Raw genomic sequence first — 16,904 nt, forward strand, 5'->3', positions numbered from 1 at the left:
CCTCGTCTACTCCGCTGCCGGCCGGCGCATCACGAGGGTGCTCACATTGCGCCCCGCGACCAGCTCGTACTCGAAGACGTCCACCGCTGTGAACGCCAGGAAAACGCCCAGGCCACCGATCTGCCGTTCTTCGAGCGGTACATCGAGCGCGGGCTCGCGCATGCCCTGCCGGGGGTCGAAGGCCGGGGCGTCGTCCTGGAAGCGGACCCACACCTGGCCGGGGTCGATCCCGCCGTGCACGGTGATCGCGCCCGGCTCGCCGCGGTAGCCGTGCAGGACGATGTTGGTGGCCAGCTCGTCGGCGGCCAGGCGCAGCCGGTACAGCGAGCTCTCCGGGAGGCCGGCCCGCTCGCCCAGGCCGAGGACGAAGTCGGCCACCGGCTCCAGCGCTTCGACCGTCGCGGGAACGCGGAGTGCGTTCGCGTCGCCGCACCCGGGCGCCTGTGCGACGCCCGCTGCCCCGCCGGATGCGGTGGCCTCGAAGTCGAACGTCATCTCGGTGCGTCCCTTCAGGCGTCCACGAGATCGATGCTGTGGTCGAACCCGGCGAGCCTGATGGTCCGCGCCACCGGGTCGGACGCGCCCACGACGGCGATCCGCACGCCGTCGCCCATCTTCTGGCGGGCGAAGACCAGGGAGCGCAGTCCGGCGCTGGAGAGGTAGCCGAGCTGTTCGGCGCGGATGACCAGTTCGACGGCGCCGGCGCCGGCCGCGCGGCCGACCGTGTCGTGGAACTCACCCGCCGTCGAGGCGTCCAGCTCGCCCTTGAGCTCGATGGTGGCGACGTTGTCGTTGATCCTCAGGCGCACGTCGAAAGCCATGGTGGTTCTCCTTCTGCGTCAAGCGGTCGTCGAAGGGGCCGCGCGCCCCACGAGGACGACCGCGGAGTGGGATCCCAGGTGGTAGCGCCCGGGGTGCTGGAGCTCCGGCTCGGCGCCGAGGGGATGAACGGCCGTGCCCGTGTCGGCGAAGAGGTGCCAGCGCTGCCCGTCGGGGAGGGCGGGCAGCTCCAGGTCGTGCGCCTCCCAGTGGGCGTTCACGGCGACGTACACGTGCTCGTCCGCCACGCTGCCGCCCTTGGCGTGCCGGCCGCACCGCATCATCGCGAGCACCCGGCCGTGGTCGGCCCAGTCCGGGGCCCAGGCCCGGACGCCGTGCCAGCTGACGTCGGGGTAGCCGCTGCCGACCCGGTCCGTGCCGGTCGGGTGGTCGCTGGAGCGCAGCACCGGGTGCGCGTGCCGGAAGGCGATCAGCGCCCTGGTGAAGCGCAGCAGCTCGGCGTTGGTCTCGACGAGCGACCAGTCGAACCAGGAGAGTTCGTTGTCCTGGCAGTAGGTGTTGTTGTTGCCGAGCTGGGTGCGGCCGACCTCGTCGCCCGCCAGCATCATCGGGATGCCCTGGCTCGTCAGCAGGATGGTCAGCAGGTTCTTCATCTGCCGCGTCCGCAGTTCGCGTACGTGCGGGGAGTCGCTGGGGCCCTCGTCGCCGCAGTTCCAGCTGTTGTTGTCGTTGGCGCCGTCGTTGTTGTCCTCGCCGTTGGCCTCGTTGTGCTTGTCGTTGTACGAGACGAGGTCGGCCAGGGTGAAGCCGTCGTGGGCGGTGATGAAGTTGACCGACGCGGAGGAGGTCCGGCCCTGGTAGAGGTCGGGTGAGCCGGCCATCCGGGTCGCCAGTTCACCGACCAGACCGGGCTCGCCCTTGACGAAGCGCCGGACCGTGTCGCGGTACTTGCCGTTCCACTCCGACCAGCGGCCGTAGTTGGGGAAGTTCCCGACCTGGTAGAGGCCGGCCGCGTCCCAGGCCTCGGCGATCAGCTTGGTGTGGCGCAGGATCGGGTCGTGCGCGAGCTGTTCGAGGAGCGGCGGGTTGGGCAGCGGGGTGCCGTCCGGGGCGCGGTCGAGGATGGCCGCGAGGTCGAACCGGAACCCGTCGATGTGGTACTCGGCGACCCAGTGGCGCAGGCAGGACAGCACGAAGTCCCGGACCACGGGGTGGTTGCAGTTGACGGTGTTGCCGGTGCCGCTGAAGTTGTAGTACTCGCCGCGCGGCGTGAGCATGTAGTACGTGGCGTTGTCCAGGCCGCGGAAGGAGATGGTCGGGCCCTGTTCGTTGCCCTCGGCGGTGTGGTTGAAGACCACGTCGAGGACGACCTCGATGCCGGCCCTGTGCAACTCCTTGACCAGTGTCTTGAACTCGTCGGCCTGCATGCCGAGCGCGCCGGTGGCGGCGTACCCCGCCTTGGGGGCGAAGAACGAGACGGTGTTGTAGCCCCAGTAGTTGTACAGGCGCTCGCCGGTCACCGGGTCGGTGCGCGGGTTGTCCAGTTCGTCGAACTCGAAGACGGGCAGCAGCTCCAGGCAGTTGACGCCCAGCTCCCGCAGGTAGGGGATCTTCTCGCGCAGACCGGCGTACGTGCCCGGCGCCGACACCTGTGACGAGGCGTGCCGGGTGAAGCCGCGCACGTGGGTCTCGTAGATCACGAGGTCCTCGGCGGGGATGCCGGGCGGACGGTCGCCGCCCCAGTCGAAGTCGTCGTTCAGCACCTGGGCGCGGTAGTGGTAGACGTTGTCCCAGTCCGGCTCGCGCCCCCACACCTCGCGGCCGGAGATCAGCCGCGCGTAGGGGTCGCTGAGCACCTTGCCGGCGTCGAAGCGGTCGCCGCGCGACGGGTCGAAGGGGCCCTGCGCGCGGAACCCGTACTCCAGGTTCTCCGCGTCGAGCCCGAAGACCGTCATGGCGTGGACGCTGCCGGTGCGGAACTCCGTGGGGAACTCCAGTTCGGCGCTGGGCCGGGTGGCGCCGCGCTCGAAGAGCACCAGGCTCATCGCGGTGGCGCCGTCGGAGTAGACCGAGAAGTTGATCCCGCCGGGCACCGGGGTGGCGCCGTAGGGGAAGGGCCGGCCGGCCCGGACGTGGTACGGGCCGATCCGGTGCGTGGGGAAGGCGTCGACGCGCTCGCGGATCTCCTGGGTGGTCATCAGCCCGCCCGTTCCAGCTCGGCGGCCAGATCGTCGGCGATTCTGAAGAAGTCCAGGAAGCCCGTGGCGGACATGACGAACGAGACCTCTTCGGAGAGACCGACCAGCGTGATCCCGGCGTTCAGCTGCTGTGCGTGGCGGTGCACGATCAGCAGGGTGCGCAGGCCCGCGCTGGAGATGTACGAGATCCCGGTGAGGTCGATCAGGACGACGGCGCCCTGCCCGATCAGCGGCAGCAGCTGGGACTGCAGCCCCCCGGAGGTGGTGGAGTTGATCTCGCCCTCCAGGGCGACGACCGTGGCGCCGGCGACGAGCCGGGAACTGACTTTGACGGTCATCCCGTCACCTCCGTACGGGAGTCGGGCTCGAGGCGCACCCTGACCTTGACCCGGCCCGGGGTGTCGGGCAGCCGCACGGTCAGGGCCTGCGCCTGGAAGTCGGTGTGCTCCTGCCCGTCGATCTCGACGGCCGCGATGCGTACGGCGCCGGGCGGCAGCAGGTCGGGGGAGACCCGCAGGATGCGGTTCTCCAGCCGGGCGGGGTCGGGCTTGAACCAGAAGTCCATCGGCTCGCCGCCCACCAGCAGGTTGTTGTAGACGGCCGCCAGGTAGCACAGCTCGGCCGAGTGGTACATCGACATCGAGTGGCTGCCCTTGAGGCGCTCCACCCCGAGCAGGTAGGGCAGGCCGTTGGCCATGGTGTTGAAGTAGACGGCGCCCTCGTCGTGGTCGAGGAAGAACGCGTTGTAGAAGGACTGGGCGTCCCGCGCCTCGGTACGGAAGTCCGCGCGCCCGGTCAGGCCGTGCAGGATCAGGTAGGCGAGGATCGCCTGCTCCTGCTGCCACCACGCCTTGCGATCGTGCCAGGCGAAACGGAACCTGTCCTCGCCGTCCACCTTGACGCGCTCCACCACGTCGTACCAGCCGCCCCGCTGCCGGTCGCTGCCGATCTCGGGCATGGTTTCGCCGAGCGAGAGGGCTGTCTGCAGGTAGGCGTCCTTGGGGCGCAGGGCGTTCATGCGCATCAGGTTCCAGGCGATCTTCAGGTTGTGCCCGACGACCGCGCGGTTCTGCTGCCACCCGTGCGTGGTGTCGTGCGACCAGTCCCGGTGGAACCGCTCCTGCACGAACGGGCTGTTCTTGGCGTCGGGGAAGCGCTCGACGATCGTGTCGAAGGTGTACTCCAGCATGTCGGCGTAGCGCCGCTCGCCGGTCGCCAGATACAGGTTGATCAGGTACGCGGGTGCGTGGTCGCCCACCGAGTTCCAGTTCTTGCGGGCCCGGTTGGGGCCCAGCGAGGCGTGGTCGGGGCTGAGCAGGATCGGGTCGATGTGCGAGAAGTAGCCGCCCTCCTCCGGGTCCAGGTAGAACCGGTCGAAGAGCCGGATGGTGGCGTCCGCGTCCGACTTGATCCGCGGGTCGCCGGTGATCCGGTAGGTCTGCACGGGGCCGGCCAGCGCGTAGATCTGCTCGTAGGCGGGCAGCGCGTCGTAGTCGTCGGAGAACTCGGACGTGAACAGCTTCGTCTCGACGTCACCGTCGACCTTGAGGCCGTGGTACCAGTACACGACGTTCTCGTCCGTGTCGACGAACCGCATGTGCTCGCGCAGGTACTCGGTGCCGCGCTCGGCGACCTCCAGGTACTCGTCCTCGCCGGTGAGCAGGAAGGCGGAGGCCATGCCGTAGACGAGCCGGGAGATGGTGTCCGTCTCCTGGACGTGGCTGGCGGTCTTGTCACCGCCGAGCCGGATCTCCGTGCGGTAGTCCGCGAAGTCGACGGGGCCGTCGCCGAACTGCGCCTTGCGGTAGAAGCCGGCGATCTCCCTGATCTGCCTGACCCACCAGCCGGCCTCCTCGAAGCGGAAGTCCTCGGGGTCGCGGCCCACGAAGATCAGCCGCTTGGCTTCAAAGCGCAGTGTGCCGCGGTGGGGGTAGAAGACGCCGTGGGCGAGGACGAAGGCGTCCTCGACAAGCAGCTCGTCGACGTGGCCGGTGGCGTCCTGGTACGGCTCGCCGAGGTTGTGCAGCATCTCCGCGCTGGGGCCGCCGTCGATGCTGATGTCGAAGAAGCGGCCGTCGGCGGTGGCGACGGTGAAGACCCGGGCCTCGCTGTCGAAGCCGGTCACCCGTCCCGCGATGGTGTCCGAGAAGGTGAAGTCGACGTTCCGGGGGCTTCCCGGCACAGCTGGCGTGGTGGTCATGGCTGTCACACCCCTCGCAGTACGAGTTCGTCGATGATGGTCCGGGCGAACAGGTGGCAGTGGTCGCCGGTGCGGGCGGTCACCAGGTCCCCGTCGACGACGACGTCCTGGTCGACGTAGTTGGCGCCCATGTTCCGCACGTCGCCCAGCAGGTTGTTGTGGCAGACCACCTTGCGGCCGCGCACCACGTAGGGGATCGACGAGGCCAGCCACATGCCGTGGCAGATGATCCCCTTGACCACGCCCGACCGGGCGAAGGCCCGGCGCAGCAGGTCCGTGGCGGGGGCGAGCCGCTCGATGTCCTCCGTGTAGCGCAGCCGGTCGGCGACCATGCCGGAGGGCACGATCAGTGCGCTGTACTCGCGCAGCCCGCGGTCGTCCAGCTCCTCCAGGCCGCGGGTCACCGTCAGCGGAGCCCGGTGCTCGTGGCCGGTGAAGGTGATCGACTTGTTGCCCCACATCCGGGTGACGAAGTCGGCCTGGGCGCCTTCCTCGGCGAACCGGCGCTGGTAGTAGGCGATCTCGGGCTCGTAGAAGTCGCTCTCCGCCAGGATCGCGATCTTCTGCCCGCTGAGCACCCCGTCCCGGGACGGTACGTCAGCCACGGTCTCCCCCTTCGGTGGTGCGCAGATCGATGAGAAACGGCCTGTCGTCCGCGAGCATCCGCTTGACCGCGTCGGTGACCTGGCCGTGGTCCTCGACCCGCAGGGCCTCGACCCCGAACCCCTCCGCGATCCGCGCGAAGCCCAGCTCGGGGTGGGACAGGTCGAACGGCGTCGGGTACGCGTGCGGGGCGACGTCCCGCTCCCGCCAGTACTGCTCGATGTTGTTGTCGAGCAGCTTGTAGCTCCGGTTGTTGCAGACGACGAACTTGGCGCCGATGCCGTGCCGTACGGCGGTGTAGAGCGCCTGGAAGGTGTACATGGAGCCGCCGTCGCCGGTGAAGCCGATCACGGTCTTGTCCGGGTGGGCCAGCTTGATCCCCATCGCTCCGGGGATGCCGACGCCCAGCGAGCCGCCGCGCGTCGCGAACCAGTGGCCCGGCCGGCGGCCCGGCAGGTGGGCCGCGAGCGCGCCGGACGCGGTCAGCGCCTCGTCGAAGACCATCACGTCGTCGGGCACCTGGCCCGCCAGCTCCCGCAGGAAGGCGTGGAGCAGGGAGCCGTCGTCGGCCACCCCGGCGGGCCGCTCCTCGCGCCGGGTCCGCAGACGCTCGCCCGCCGCCGCCCGGTCGAGATCGGACAGCTTGCTCTCCAGGTGCGTGGCGAGCGCGGCGAGGGTCTCCTTCGGGTCGGCGACGAGCCCGAGCGTGACGGGGTGGTTCTTGGCGATCTCGTAGTCGTCGAGGTCGATGTGGACGATCCGCGCGTCCGGGCGGAACGGGTCACCGGTGTCCGGGAAGACCTCGGGGAAGGTGTACGTGCCGACGATCAGGACCGCGTCGGCGTCCTTGACCGCGGCCGTGCTGACGGCGCCGAACATGTGGCCGAGGTCCCCGCGGTAGAGCGGGTGCGTGACGTCGAGGTTCACCTCGGAGTAGTTGACGCCGTGGATGTCGGCGCCCAACTGCTCGGCCACCCGCACCAGTTCGTCCTGGGCGCCGGAGGCCGAGACGCCGTCGCCCACCAGGACGACCGGCCTCTCGGCACCGGTGAGGAGCCGCGCCGCCTGCGCCACCAGGCCGTCGGCGGGAACGCTGCGGGTGGCCGGGGCGGACGTCGGCACGATCTGCTCGGTGTTGAGGGCGTCGAGCACATCGAGAGGAAGCGCCACGAAGACCGGGCCCATCGGCGGTGTCATCGCGATCTTCATCGCCCGGCGCAGCACCCGCAGCACCGAGCGCGGGTCGGTGACCCGCGTCGCGTACTTGGTCACGGGCTTCGCCATGGCGACCAGGTCGGCCGCCATCTGGGCGTCCATGGACTCGTATCGCACACCCGACTCGCCCGCGATCGTCAGGATCGGCGAGTGGCCGCGCTTGGCCTGGTAGAGCATGCCGATGGCATTGCCCAGACCGACCCCGCTGTGCAGTTGCAGGAGCGCGGGCCGGCCCGTGGCGCGGGCGTAGCCGTCCGCGATCCCGGCCGCGACGGTCTCCTGCAGGGTCAGGATGTACTGGAGGCCGTCATAGTCCTCCAGCGCGTCCAGGAATCCCTGCTCGACCGTTCCTGGGTTGCCGAACATGAAGGGAATTCCGTCGGCGATGAACTGCTCGATGATCGCCGCATTGCCCTGCCTGGCCATGTCTGCCTTCTCTCGCATTCTCGAACCGTTGCCGGGAATTACCAGCCGAAGCGACGCAGGCCGTCCTCGAGCACCTCGACGACCTTTTCTCCGGTCAGATAGGAGTCCGGTGTCGAACGGCCCGTGACGAACGGGTAGTCCACGATCACCGAGGTCTCTTTGCCGAAGTTCCCGATGTAGCGGCCCTCGGGTCCGGTGGCGTCGCGCAGGATGTACTCCAGCGGATACGGCGGCGGGCCGATCACGAAGTCGGTGCCGAGGAATCCGGTGCCGTCCTTGTAGTCGTACTCCTTGCAGTGGCCCGTGACGTGCTTGCCCCAGATGATCGACTTGCGGTCCTCCCAGTCGCGGGCGAAGGCCAGCGGCGCGACGCCGTAGCACTCGGCCGCGATCGGCTTGTCGGCGCGCAGGAAGGACAGGATGATCTGGTGCACCCGCTCGTTGTTGGCGAGGTCCACGACCGGGCCCGAGCCGCCGACGATGAGCAGCGCGTCGTAGTCGTCGAGCTCCTGCGCCACCACGTCGACCGCCCGGTGGTAGGCCTCCAGCTTGCGCAGGTAGTCGTCGTCGGCCGTGTAGGGGCGCTCGGGGACCCAGCGGGAGATGTCGATCGGGTCGTCCAGGCGGGTGGAGGCGTCGATCTCCTGGGTGAGCTTCGCGACCTCCTCGCCGGTGACCGAGCGGCCGAGCGGCGGGTCGATGTACTCGGGGTCCATCGACGGCGGCAGCGCGTGCGCGCGCTTCCCCGTCGGGGTGGCGAACTCCACCTCGTAGCCCCGCTGGTCGAAGTGGTGCAGGGGCCCGACGAGCTCCTCGCCCCAGTAGCCGTACTCCGACAGGATCACGAGGATCTTCTTGGCGTTCTTCCTGGGCACGCCGACTCCTTCGGTCATCGGTTCGGGATGGGTGGCCGGGCGCCGCGACGGAAGGGGGCGGCGCCTCAGCCACCGGATCAGGGGGATCAGCGGGCCTGCGGGCCGATGATCCAGTTCTCCTCGGCGGCGAGTGAGAAGACGTACTTCTCGTCGGCGATCTCGTCGCGCGCGGCCTTCACCTGCTCGGTGAAGTAGGGCGAACGCAGCACCTGCTCAAGGGCGTCGGCGTCGTCGAACCACAGTTGCTCGACGCTGTCGAAGGCCGCCTCGCCGAAGACGTAGGCGCCGTCCACGGTGTGGGCGTGCAGGTAACGCCGCAGCCCGGGCGTGCCCTTGACGACCGAGGCGTACGCGTCGAGGGACTGCTTGCGGTAGTCGTCCAGGGCCAGGCCCGGGCGGCGCTTCTGCAGGACGGTGAGCTTGACCCACTGCTGCCCCTTGGCCAGGGGCGGGCCGGCGACGATCTCGTGCGCCGTGGTGTCGATGACGATGGTCTGCCAGAACGCGGCCCAGTTGGGCTCGTCCAGGCGGGCGCCCTGGAGGAACTCCTCGGTCTGCAGCGAGGCCAGCTGCTCCTCGCCGTTGGCCAGGAAGATCTCGGCGATGCCCTGGTGGGGCAGGGCCGGCTCGCCGAGATTTCCCTCGATGTCCACCACCGTGTCGACCATGTACTTACGGATCTGCGGAATCTTCGATGCGTACTGCACCGCGTGGACATTCACCCAGTAGTCCTGGAATTCCTGCGCGGTCATACCCGGCTTGGGCGCCGCCAGAATGAACTGGTGGATCATCTGAATCTCCTTTGGACGGGCTCATACATCATGTGCGGCGGCTCTCTTGCACAGCAAAGAAGGGAATTCGACTTCCTGAACTGGAGAACTGGAGCCCCCGGACCGGAAAAGCGCGGGAAGAGGCCGAGCAGGGCCGACGGCCACCGCGTCAGCCCACGAACCGGCTGCCGTGCGCGAGGCGGCGCACCGCGGCGAGGGGTATGGGCAGCCACGCGGGCCGGTTGCGGGCCTCGTAGAGCGCCTCGTACACCGCTTTGTCGGCCTCGAACGCCCGCAGGAGCACGGGGTTGGTGCGCGGGTCCTGGCCTCCCGCCGCGGTGTAACCGGCGCAGAACGCACGCCTGTTGTGGACCGCCCATGCCGAGGCCCTGCGCGACAGGCGCGTGGCGCGCGGATCGCTGTGCGCCCGCTCCCCGGGCGCGACGCCGAGGATCTCGCCGAGCGCGTGGTGCGCCGCGTAGTCGAAGGACCGCAGCATGGCGGCGACGTCGCGGACCGCCGGCTGCGGCCGGCGCCGCTCCTCGAAGGGGTGTCCCGGCTCGCCCTCGAAGTCGATCAGTACCCAGCCGTCCGGTGCGCGCAGCGCCTGGCCGAGGTGGAGGTCGCCGTGGATGCGCTGGACCGGCAGCGGGTTGCCGCGGCCGACCACTTCGCGCAGGTCCTGGTAGGCCGTCTGCAGCCCGCGCGCGTAGGGGGCGAGGCCGGGCACCTCGACGAGAGCGTCGTCGAGCCGGGCCACGAGGGTGTCGGTCAGCTCCACGGCCTCCGGCAGGGTCAGCGGACGGGCCTCCAACTGCTCGGCGAGCGCCCGGTGCACCTGCGCGGTCGCCTCCCCCAGGGCGAACGCGTCGCCAAAGAAGCCGCCCAGCGGCGCGACGGAGTCGCACGTCCCGCGCATGCACGCCTCGGCCTCCGTCGTCGCGAGGCTCCAGCCGTCCCCGCGCGAGGGCACGAACTCCTGGAGGAGACACAGGGCGGCCGGCTCCTCCCCCTGCCACCCGGCGCTCTGCGCCCAGGCAAGGGGCGCCGCGCTCGGCACGTCACCGGCCCGCTCCAGCGCGGTCAGCAGCTCCAGTTCGGTGTTGGCGCCCGGCATGACGCGGCGCAGCACCTTGAGCATCAGCCGGTCGCCGAAGGCCACCGAGGTGTTGGACTGCTCCCCGGTGAGCGGCCTCGCCGGCAGTCCTGCCGGGATCACCGCCCCGCCGACGTGGTGGAACTCGAGCGCCCCGCACGGCTCGGCCGCGACGAAGCGTTCGAGCAGTGCGGAGAGCAGCCCGGGATCGGTGCTCGCCTCGTAGAGGGTGAGCCGCCGCCCGTCCGCCGTACGGACGCTGCCGATGACGGCGTCGCCGCCGACACCGGGGCGGGCCCCGGCCGGGCCGGGCACGACGCCGACGAGGAGCTGGTAGCAGGCACCGTCGTCGGTGCGGAACACGGTCTGCACCAGCGCGGGGGTGCCCGGGACGACGACCTCCGCGAGGAGGGGCCGGACCTCGGACAGCGCATGGTCCTTGCCCGCGTACCAGCGCCTGCCGGGCAGCCAGCGCGGCAGCAGCCGGCACAGCTCCCCGACCATCGGGTCCAGGTCCCCGGCGCGCAGCCCGTCGGAGCTCGGGGCCAGGGCGGCGGGCCGGCCGGTCCCGGTCATACGGCGCTCACCCGGGTGTCGTTCCTGTCGCGGGACGACACCTGGGTGTCGTCCCGGTCCCGGGACGAGGTGAGCACCACCCGGTCCGCGGGCGCGGGCGGGTCCTGTGCGCGGGGCGGCGAGAGCAGGGTGACCGCGTGCGCCAGGGACACCATCGTCATGTGGTGGTGCCAGCCCCGGTAGGAGCGGCCCTCGAAGTCGCGGATGCCGAGACCGTCGCTCACCTCCGCCAGATCGCGCTCCACCCGTCGGGTGAGCATGGCCGTGCGGTACAGGGTGCCGAGCTGCGCCTGGGCGAGGTTGGAGAGCCAGAACTCGCTCGGGGAGCGCCGGCCGGGGTCCGCCCAGGCGGCCAGCAGGACGAGGTCGAGGCGTTCCGGCCGACCGGACGCGGAAGAAGGCCCGCGCAGCGCGATGCGGGCGGCGCCGACCGAGGTGGCGCGCATGCTGCGGGCCGTGTGGTCGAACCACTCCACCGGCATCCGCTGCTTGTGCAGCGCGGAGAGCAGCCCGGCCGAGCCGACCCAGCCCCCGGCCTGGTCGGCGGGGCCGCCCGGCACGGGCGTCGGAGCGGGCGGCACCGGGATGATGGTGGACGGGTCGATACGGACCACGTACGGGATCTGACGCTCCGTCATTTCCGCGCAGACCGGCTGCGGCGGCGTCTCGCGCAGGTCCATCACCACCGGGCGGCCGCGCAGACCCCACTCCCGCGCCATCTTGCTCACCGAGTCGACGGCACACTGCTCGGGCGGGCACGATCCGACCTCGGTGGGGATGGAGGCACGGCGGCGCCGGTCCTCCTCGTCCGTCCAGCACTCGGGCAGTGCCAGCTGCCAGTCCACGGGGCAGCTTCCCCGGTCCCCGGCGAGCCAGACACTCATCGCCTGCTGGCAGTTGACGACCCGTCCGATCCGGGGGACCCACTGCCGCTCCACGCCGACGGAGTGCCGGCCGACCTTCGGGATCACGAGGGGCTGCACCACCCAGGCGCGGGGCTGCGCCCGCTCGATGAGCAGCCGTGCCAGGTCGCCGCGGACCAGGTCGGCGTCCCACGGAGACTTGCTGATGAATTGGTAAAGACTTTGCTCGGCCCCGCTGCCCGCGCCATTGGCCACCGCGCGCATGGTCTTCTTTCCGCGGACCGAGAGCAGCCCGCCTACATAGATTTCTCCCCAGCGCCGCTGGTCGCTTCGCGGAATGGAGCGCAGCGCAGAGAGAACCTCAGCGAATTCGTCCGGTGAAATGCCTTCGGGAAGCGTCTGCCGGTTTTCTGCGGACACTGTTCTCCCCTCTCCATCAAAGACGTGAGCCACATCCCGGTGGGCCACGGATCACTGCTGCAGGGACAAGGGGCCGCCGAATCCGGGCAGGCCTCACCGACGCGTGCCGGAAACGGGATGCGACACGCGGTGGGGGCGGCCGGAGCGAGGAAGCGGTGGCGGACACGGGACCGGCGGGTGGTGCCGGTCCCGTGTCCCTCCTGCCGGTGACGGGGGAATGCCCGGCAGGTCTTGAGCGGGAGGTGCCGGCCGGCACCTCCCCGACGTGCGGTGGCGCTCAGGCGCCGCTCAGCGCAGCGCCCCCGGGCCCGCGGGGACCCGGTCGAGGGTCAGCTGCTCGAAGAGCGGGGCCCAGTCGGCGGGCTCCTGTCCGGGTTCGTTGTAGAGCTCGAAGGTCGTGCCGTTCGCGGCGGGCAGGTGCAGGGACTGCACGCACGCCTCCGCGAGCGCCTTCCTGGAGACCCAGCCGTCGCCGCGGTCGTGCTGTTCGAGACGGACCCGGGCGCCCGCGTCCTCGCCGTCCGTCAGCCAGCTGGGGCGGACGACGGTGTAGGGCAGGCCCGATCCGCGTACCTCGTCCTCGCCGCGCAGCCGCCAGTCGAGCAGGCGTCCGTAGGCGTTCATGGGGTGCTCACGACGGGTCACGTATATCTGGCTGATGAGGACGAAGTGCGGGCGCAGGCCGCCGTCGGCGGCCGCGGCGAGCACGTTGCGCACCCCGTCGTGGACCGTGGTCCCGGGGCTGTGCGGGCCGGAGTCGGCGATGCCGGGCTCGACGGCGAACACGATGCCGGAGCAGTCCCGCAGCGCGGGGCCGAGGGAGTCCGCGTACCGCACGTCGGCGCGGCGGCGTTCCACTCCGGGCGGGAGCACCGTGCGCTCCGGCTCGCGGCTGACGACTCGTACGTTCCGGCCTTCCTCGGTCAGGCGACGTGTGATGATCGCGCCCGTCCGGCCGGCCCCTCCGATGACTGCAATGGGGCTGTGCATGGTGCTGCCCTCCAGGGATGAGCGCCGTCACACCCAGCGCAGGATGTCGTCGGCGCGCCTCAGCTCGGTCTGTGCGGGGACGCCGACCAGCGCCGGAACCCGCAGTCGGGGGTAGACGGTGACCCCGCAGAATCGTGATCCCGGCCAGAGCACGGCTCCGTCGCCGACGGCCGAGAACTGCTCGAGCCGCAGCGGCCGGACGCGCTCCGAGAGCGCCTGGGCCATGGGGCCGATGTAGGTGTCGGTGATGTCGGCCCAGCTGCCGACCACGGCCGACTCGCCGACTGCCGACCGCACGAGGGTGGCGCCCTCACGGATCTCGGCGCCGTCGCCGACGTCCGTGTGTTCCAGGCGCACCCCGGGCCCGATCTCGACGTCGCGGCCGATGCGGACGCCAGGACCGATGACGACCGACCCGTCGTCGATCTTCTTGGCCAGGGTGGTGCCGTCGACGTCGTCCTTCGTGTGCAGGCTGGTCTCGTGGATCCAGCACCGCGGATCCGCCCGGTCGGGGGCGGCCATCAGCCGGTTCATCTGCTCGTACGCGCCGTCGAGCACGAGCTGGACCGTCTGGAGGTAGTCGGGGACGTTGCCCAGGTCGCCCAGGCGTCCGATGGTGTGGGTGGCCACCGGTACCCCGCGCTCCACGAGGTGGGGCAGCAGGTCGCCGCCCCAGTCCAGGCGCTGGTGGGACCTGCGGAAGAGTTCCGGCTCGCGGGCGAGCATGCGCAGGCGGCCGCAGTCCACCAGGTACATCCCGGCGTTGGTCGCCAGCGTGGCGGCCGGGTCGCCGGCGGTGGCCGGGAAGAGCGAGCTGAGCTCGCCGGTGCCCGGCTTCTCCACGAAGCCCCGGACCAGGCCGCGTCCGTCGGTGCGCATGACGCCGTACTTGCCGGCGATCTCCGCCGCCGTACGGGCCACGGAGGCGACGGTGACCACCGCGTCCTCGGCGCTGTGCGTCGCCTCCATCGCCGCCAGGTCGAAGTCGAAGAGCGAGTCGACGGGCAGCACCAGCGCGCGGCCCTGGAGGTCCCACTGTTCGAGGTTGTGCAGCGTGGCCCCGGCCGAGCCGACGTTGTAGCGGTCGAACCGGGATCGCGAGTAGGTGATGTCCACGCCGAAGCGCTCGCCGTGGCCCAGCAGGAGCTTGATCTGGTTGCGGTTCTCCAGGCCGTGGGTCACGACGTAGAACCGGCGCACGCCCTGCGCCCGGCAGGCGTCCATCATCCACTCGACCAGACGCCGCCCGACGAACGGGATGAGCGCCTTGCTCCGGATGTAGTCCGATGACTTGAGCGTGATCGGCTTGGCGCGCTCGCCTCTGCCGCCGGCCAGGATGATGCCGACCGTCTCCTCGTGCCGATTCACGCCCACTGCCCCCCCGCGAATATGAATAGTGGTTCTTATTCCGGATTCATCCGGAAGGCGTCCCGCTAAGGAACCGCGTTCCAGTTCTCGTCGTCGTCCGCCACGACAGGGCGTCCGGGCCCCCGATGCGGAAATAGGGCCGAAATCGTACCGCTCTGCATTTCCATCCTTTCCACTCGGCGGAATGGACGTCGCGTCCTTCCGCCGTAAAAAGCATGGCATGCAAAAGGCTGAAACCCATGGGCGGGTAGGCTCAGGATCGCGCATTGCGGGATTCAGCAAGGGGAAAATGTGTGTAGAGATCCGGACATAAGCCCACAACCCAACGTCGTACCCCTGTGCGAGCGGGGGCTGGATCACTACCGCCGCGCTCTGGCGGAAGGCGCCACATCCGACGAAGTCCCGGAATGTCTCGTGGAGTTGAGCCTGATGCGGCGCCCGGCCGAATCCGGTGGCCGCTGGGTCGCGGTGCCCCCGGACATCGCGTCGCACGATCTCACCCGTCCGCTGGAGCGCGCGATCCTCGCCCAGCAGCACACGGTGGCGGGCATCTACGACGCGCTGTCCGCGGCCGAGGACGTGTACCGCACGCAGCAGCGCGCCTCGGCCGCGTCCGTGCGTCTGCTGCACGGCGCCGATGTCATCTACGCGGCGCTGGAGAGGGCCTCGGAGGCCTGCCGCGAGGAGCTGCTCACGGCACATCCGGGCGGCGCCCGCGACCCCGACGCCCTGAGCAAGACCCTGCCCCGCACTCTGCGCCTGAACGAACGCGGAGTGCGCCAGCGGACGCTCTACCAGCACTCGGTGCGCGCGCACGGCCCGACGCTCGCCTACATCGAGCGGGTGACGGACGCCGGCGCACAGGTGCGCACGCTGGACGAGGTCGTCGACCGGCTCATCGTCTACGACCGCTCCATCGCCTTCATCCCCGACGCCCGCTACGACCAGCAGACGACCGCCCTCGCCGTGGAGCACCCGGCGCTCATCCACTACCTCGTCAAGGTCTTCGACCATGCCTGGGAGCGGGCCGAGCCGGTCACCCTGGGCCAGGGCCACAAGCTGCCGCTGCTGACCGACGAGACCCGCCGGGCGGTGCTGAAGCTCATGGTGGAGGGCCATACGGACGCGGGGATCGGCAAGCGGCTCGCCATCAGCAGCCGGACCGTTTCCTACCACATCAAGAAGGCGTCGGACCTCGTCGGCGGCCGCAGCCGGGCCCACCTCGCCTACCTGCTGGCCCGGTCCGACCTCCTGGACCCGCCGCGCGACGGCTGACCGCGGAGCGCGTCCGGCCCGGGGCGCCCGCGCGCGGGCGCCCCGGCACCCGCTCATCGCCGCAGCCTTTCGACGGCCCTGAGCACGCGGCCGGCGTCGACGGCGGGGTCGCCGCTCGGCGCCAGCTCCAGCACGACGCAGCCGGGCATCAGCCGGCTCAGCCGGTCCCGCGTCCTGTCCGTCTCGCGGGAACCGCCGAGCACCACGAACCGGTCGTGGCGCCGGGCCAGTTCACCTGCCGCGGCGGCCAGGTGCCCGTCGTCCAGGTACACCAGGTGCGCGTGGACCAGGTCCGCACGGCGCTCCCGGACCGTCAGCGCGAGCCGCGTGCCGTCCTCGCCGGCCGAGATCAGGCAGACGTCCGCGTCGGCGCTCGCTCCGGAGTCCCGGGCGACGTCCCAGACGACGGGAGGGATCTCCGCGTCGACCGTCCCGGCCCAGTCCGCCGCCGCATCGGCCGGCGCTCCGCCGCCGATGCGGATGTGATGGGGCCGTCCCGAGCGGGCCGCGCTGCGCACCACCGCCCTGATCTCCCGTACGCCGCTGGGTGCCGCGATCCGGATGCCCGGGGTGCGCAGCAGCTCCACCGGATCGACCTGGGAATCCGGCACCACGACCGACGCGCCCGTCCGCAGGTGGGCCAGGGCGAGGCGGGGCAGCCGCTCCGCACCGATGCCCGTGCCCAGTCCGCAGACGAAGACCCGGTACCCCGCGGTGACCAGTCCCTCGACCATGCTCACCATCGCGGTCTCGACGCTCCCCAGGTGGAAGAACCGGTCCGGATGGGCCGTCTCGAAGGGGTGCCGTGCGCCGCCCGGCAGCGCCTCCACACACACCACTCGGCCGTCCTCGGCGCCGATCCTCGCCAGTTCCTCGCGGTAGACGTCCTCCGCCAGGATCGCTGGAGCCCCCATGGCGACAACCCCTTTCTGGGAGACGGAGCATACTAAGTAGAGTGCTCTCTTTGTTTTTGGCCGAACAAGATCCGCGGGCTCCCCTCCCTCGCGGACCCGCGGTGGGCCTCTTCTCCGGCCGGCCTTTCACAGCTAAACATAGAGAGTACTCTCTTTCTGGTTCCGGTGCGCAAGGGCGCACGACCGGCGCCTGGACCCCGAGGCGTTCGGCATGGCTGTGACCACCGCGCTGACCTGGCAAAAAGTCGACTACGGAGCAGACGGCCCGGCCTAGCCTCCGAGTACGCGACGCTGCGGCGCTCACGCCTTGACGTGTCGGGCCGGGGGAACCGAGC

At 70.6% G+C, this 16,904-nt stretch carries 15 protein-coding genes; 1 reads left to right on the plus strand and 14 read right to left on the minus strand.

Going from position 1 to position 16,904, the window contains the following annotated elements; translation table 11 throughout:
• Positions 1 to 6 precede the first annotated feature (6 nt).
• The 13 genes from ACH4RC_RS32940 to ACH4RC_RS33000 all read right to left on the minus strand — a co-directional run bounded on the left by ACH4RC_RS32940 (position 7) and on the right by ACH4RC_RS33000 (position 14,380).
• Complete coding sequence (locus ACH4RC_RS32940; RefSeq protein WP_398207400.1) at positions 7 to 495, minus strand: ATP-binding protein; 489 nt, start codon at positions 493 to 495, stop codon at positions 7 to 9.
• A 14-nt stretch (positions 496 to 509) separates the two neighbouring features.
• The gene (locus tag ACH4RC_RS32945; protein WP_398207402.1) at positions 510 to 821 is read right to left on the minus strand and encodes an anti-sigma factor antagonist; all 312 of its coding nucleotides are present in this window, start codon (positions 819 to 821) and stop codon (positions 510 to 512) included.
• Positions 822 to 839: 18 nt separating this feature from the next.
• A complete protein-coding gene (glgX, locus tag ACH4RC_RS32950; RefSeq protein WP_398207404.1) occupies positions 840 to 2,978 on the minus strand; it encodes a glycogen debranching protein GlgX in 2,139 nt (712 codons plus the stop codon).
• Positions 2,978 to 3,316 (minus strand): STAS domain-containing protein, encoded by a 339-nt coding sequence (locus tag ACH4RC_RS32955; RefSeq protein WP_398207406.1) that lies wholly within the window; start codon positions 3,314 to 3,316, stop codon positions 2,978 to 2,980. The genes glgX and ACH4RC_RS32955 overlap by 1 nt, the downstream gene beginning before the upstream one ends.
• Positions 3,313 to 5,178 carry an AGE family epimerase/isomerase gene (locus ACH4RC_RS32960; protein WP_398207408.1) on the minus strand — a complete coding sequence of 622 codons (1,866 nt, stop codon included), beginning with the start codon at positions 5,176 to 5,178 and terminating at the stop codon, positions 3,313 to 3,315. Before ACH4RC_RS32960 ends, ACH4RC_RS32955 begins: the two co-directional genes overlap by 4 nt.
• Before the next feature lie 5 nt (positions 5,179 to 5,183).
• Entirely contained in the window at positions 5,184 to 5,783 is a 600-nt protein-coding gene (locus ACH4RC_RS32965; protein WP_398207409.1) for a DJ-1/PfpI family protein, read from the minus strand.
• On the minus strand, positions 5,776 to 7,440 hold the full coding sequence (locus ACH4RC_RS32970) for a thiamine pyrophosphate-binding protein (RefSeq protein WP_398207411.1): 1,665 nt from the start codon (positions 7,438 to 7,440) through the stop codon (positions 5,776 to 5,778). The genes ACH4RC_RS32965 and ACH4RC_RS32970 overlap by 8 nt, the downstream gene beginning before the upstream one ends.
• 20 nt (positions 7,441 to 7,460) lie before the next feature.
• Positions 7,461 to 8,297: a type 1 glutamine amidotransferase domain-containing protein gene (locus ACH4RC_RS32975; protein ID WP_398207413.1), complete on the minus strand. Its 837-nt coding sequence runs from the start codon at positions 8,295 to 8,297 to the stop codon at positions 7,461 to 7,463.
• Between the two features lie 86 nt (positions 8,298 to 8,383).
• Positions 8,384 to 9,088, minus strand: coding sequence for an EthD domain-containing protein (locus ACH4RC_RS32980; protein ID WP_398207415.1), 705 nt, complete (start codon positions 9,086 to 9,088; stop codon positions 8,384 to 8,386).
• A 148-nt stretch (positions 9,089 to 9,236) separates the two neighbouring features.
• Positions 9,237 to 10,739, minus strand: coding sequence for a maltokinase (locus ACH4RC_RS32985; RefSeq protein ID WP_398207416.1), 1,503 nt, complete (start codon positions 10,737 to 10,739; stop codon positions 9,237 to 9,239).
• Entirely contained in the window at positions 10,736 to 12,070 is a 1,335-nt protein-coding gene (locus ACH4RC_RS32990) for an IS701 family transposase (RefSeq protein WP_398207418.1), read from the minus strand. The genes ACH4RC_RS32985 and ACH4RC_RS32990 overlap by 4 nt, the downstream gene beginning before the upstream one ends.
• 240 nt (positions 12,071 to 12,310) lie before the next feature.
• Positions 12,311 to 13,012 carry an SDR family oxidoreductase gene (locus ACH4RC_RS32995; protein WP_398207420.1) on the minus strand — a complete coding sequence of 234 codons (702 nt, stop codon included), beginning with the start codon at positions 13,010 to 13,012 and terminating at the stop codon, positions 12,311 to 12,313.
• 27 nt (positions 13,013 to 13,039) lie between these two features.
• Positions 13,040 to 14,380 carry a sugar phosphate nucleotidyltransferase gene (locus tag ACH4RC_RS33000; protein WP_398207422.1) on the minus strand — a complete coding sequence of 447 codons (1,341 nt, stop codon included), beginning with the start codon at positions 14,378 to 14,380 and terminating at the stop codon, positions 13,040 to 13,042.
• 414 nt (positions 14,381 to 14,794) lie between these two features.
• On the opposite strand from ACH4RC_RS33000, the gene ACH4RC_RS33005 reads away from it, so the two are divergent.
• Complete coding sequence (locus tag ACH4RC_RS33005) at positions 14,795 to 15,655, plus strand: LuxR C-terminal-related transcriptional regulator (RefSeq protein ID WP_398207424.1); 861 nt, start codon at positions 14,795 to 14,797, stop codon at positions 15,653 to 15,655.
• Positions 15,656 to 15,708: 53 nt separating this feature from the next.
• On the opposite strand, the gene ACH4RC_RS33010 is transcribed toward ACH4RC_RS33005, so the two are convergent.
• Positions 15,709 to 16,569 carry a transketolase gene (locus ACH4RC_RS33010; protein WP_398207426.1) on the minus strand — a complete coding sequence of 287 codons (861 nt, stop codon included), beginning with the start codon at positions 16,567 to 16,569 and terminating at the stop codon, positions 15,709 to 15,711.
• Positions 16,570 to 16,904: the final 335 nt, after the last annotated feature.

Origin of the sequence: Streptomyces sp. NPDC016845 (assembly GCF_044332585.1) — a bacterium.
Lineage (GTDB): Bacteria > Actinomycetota > Actinomycetes > Streptomycetales > Streptomycetaceae > Streptomyces.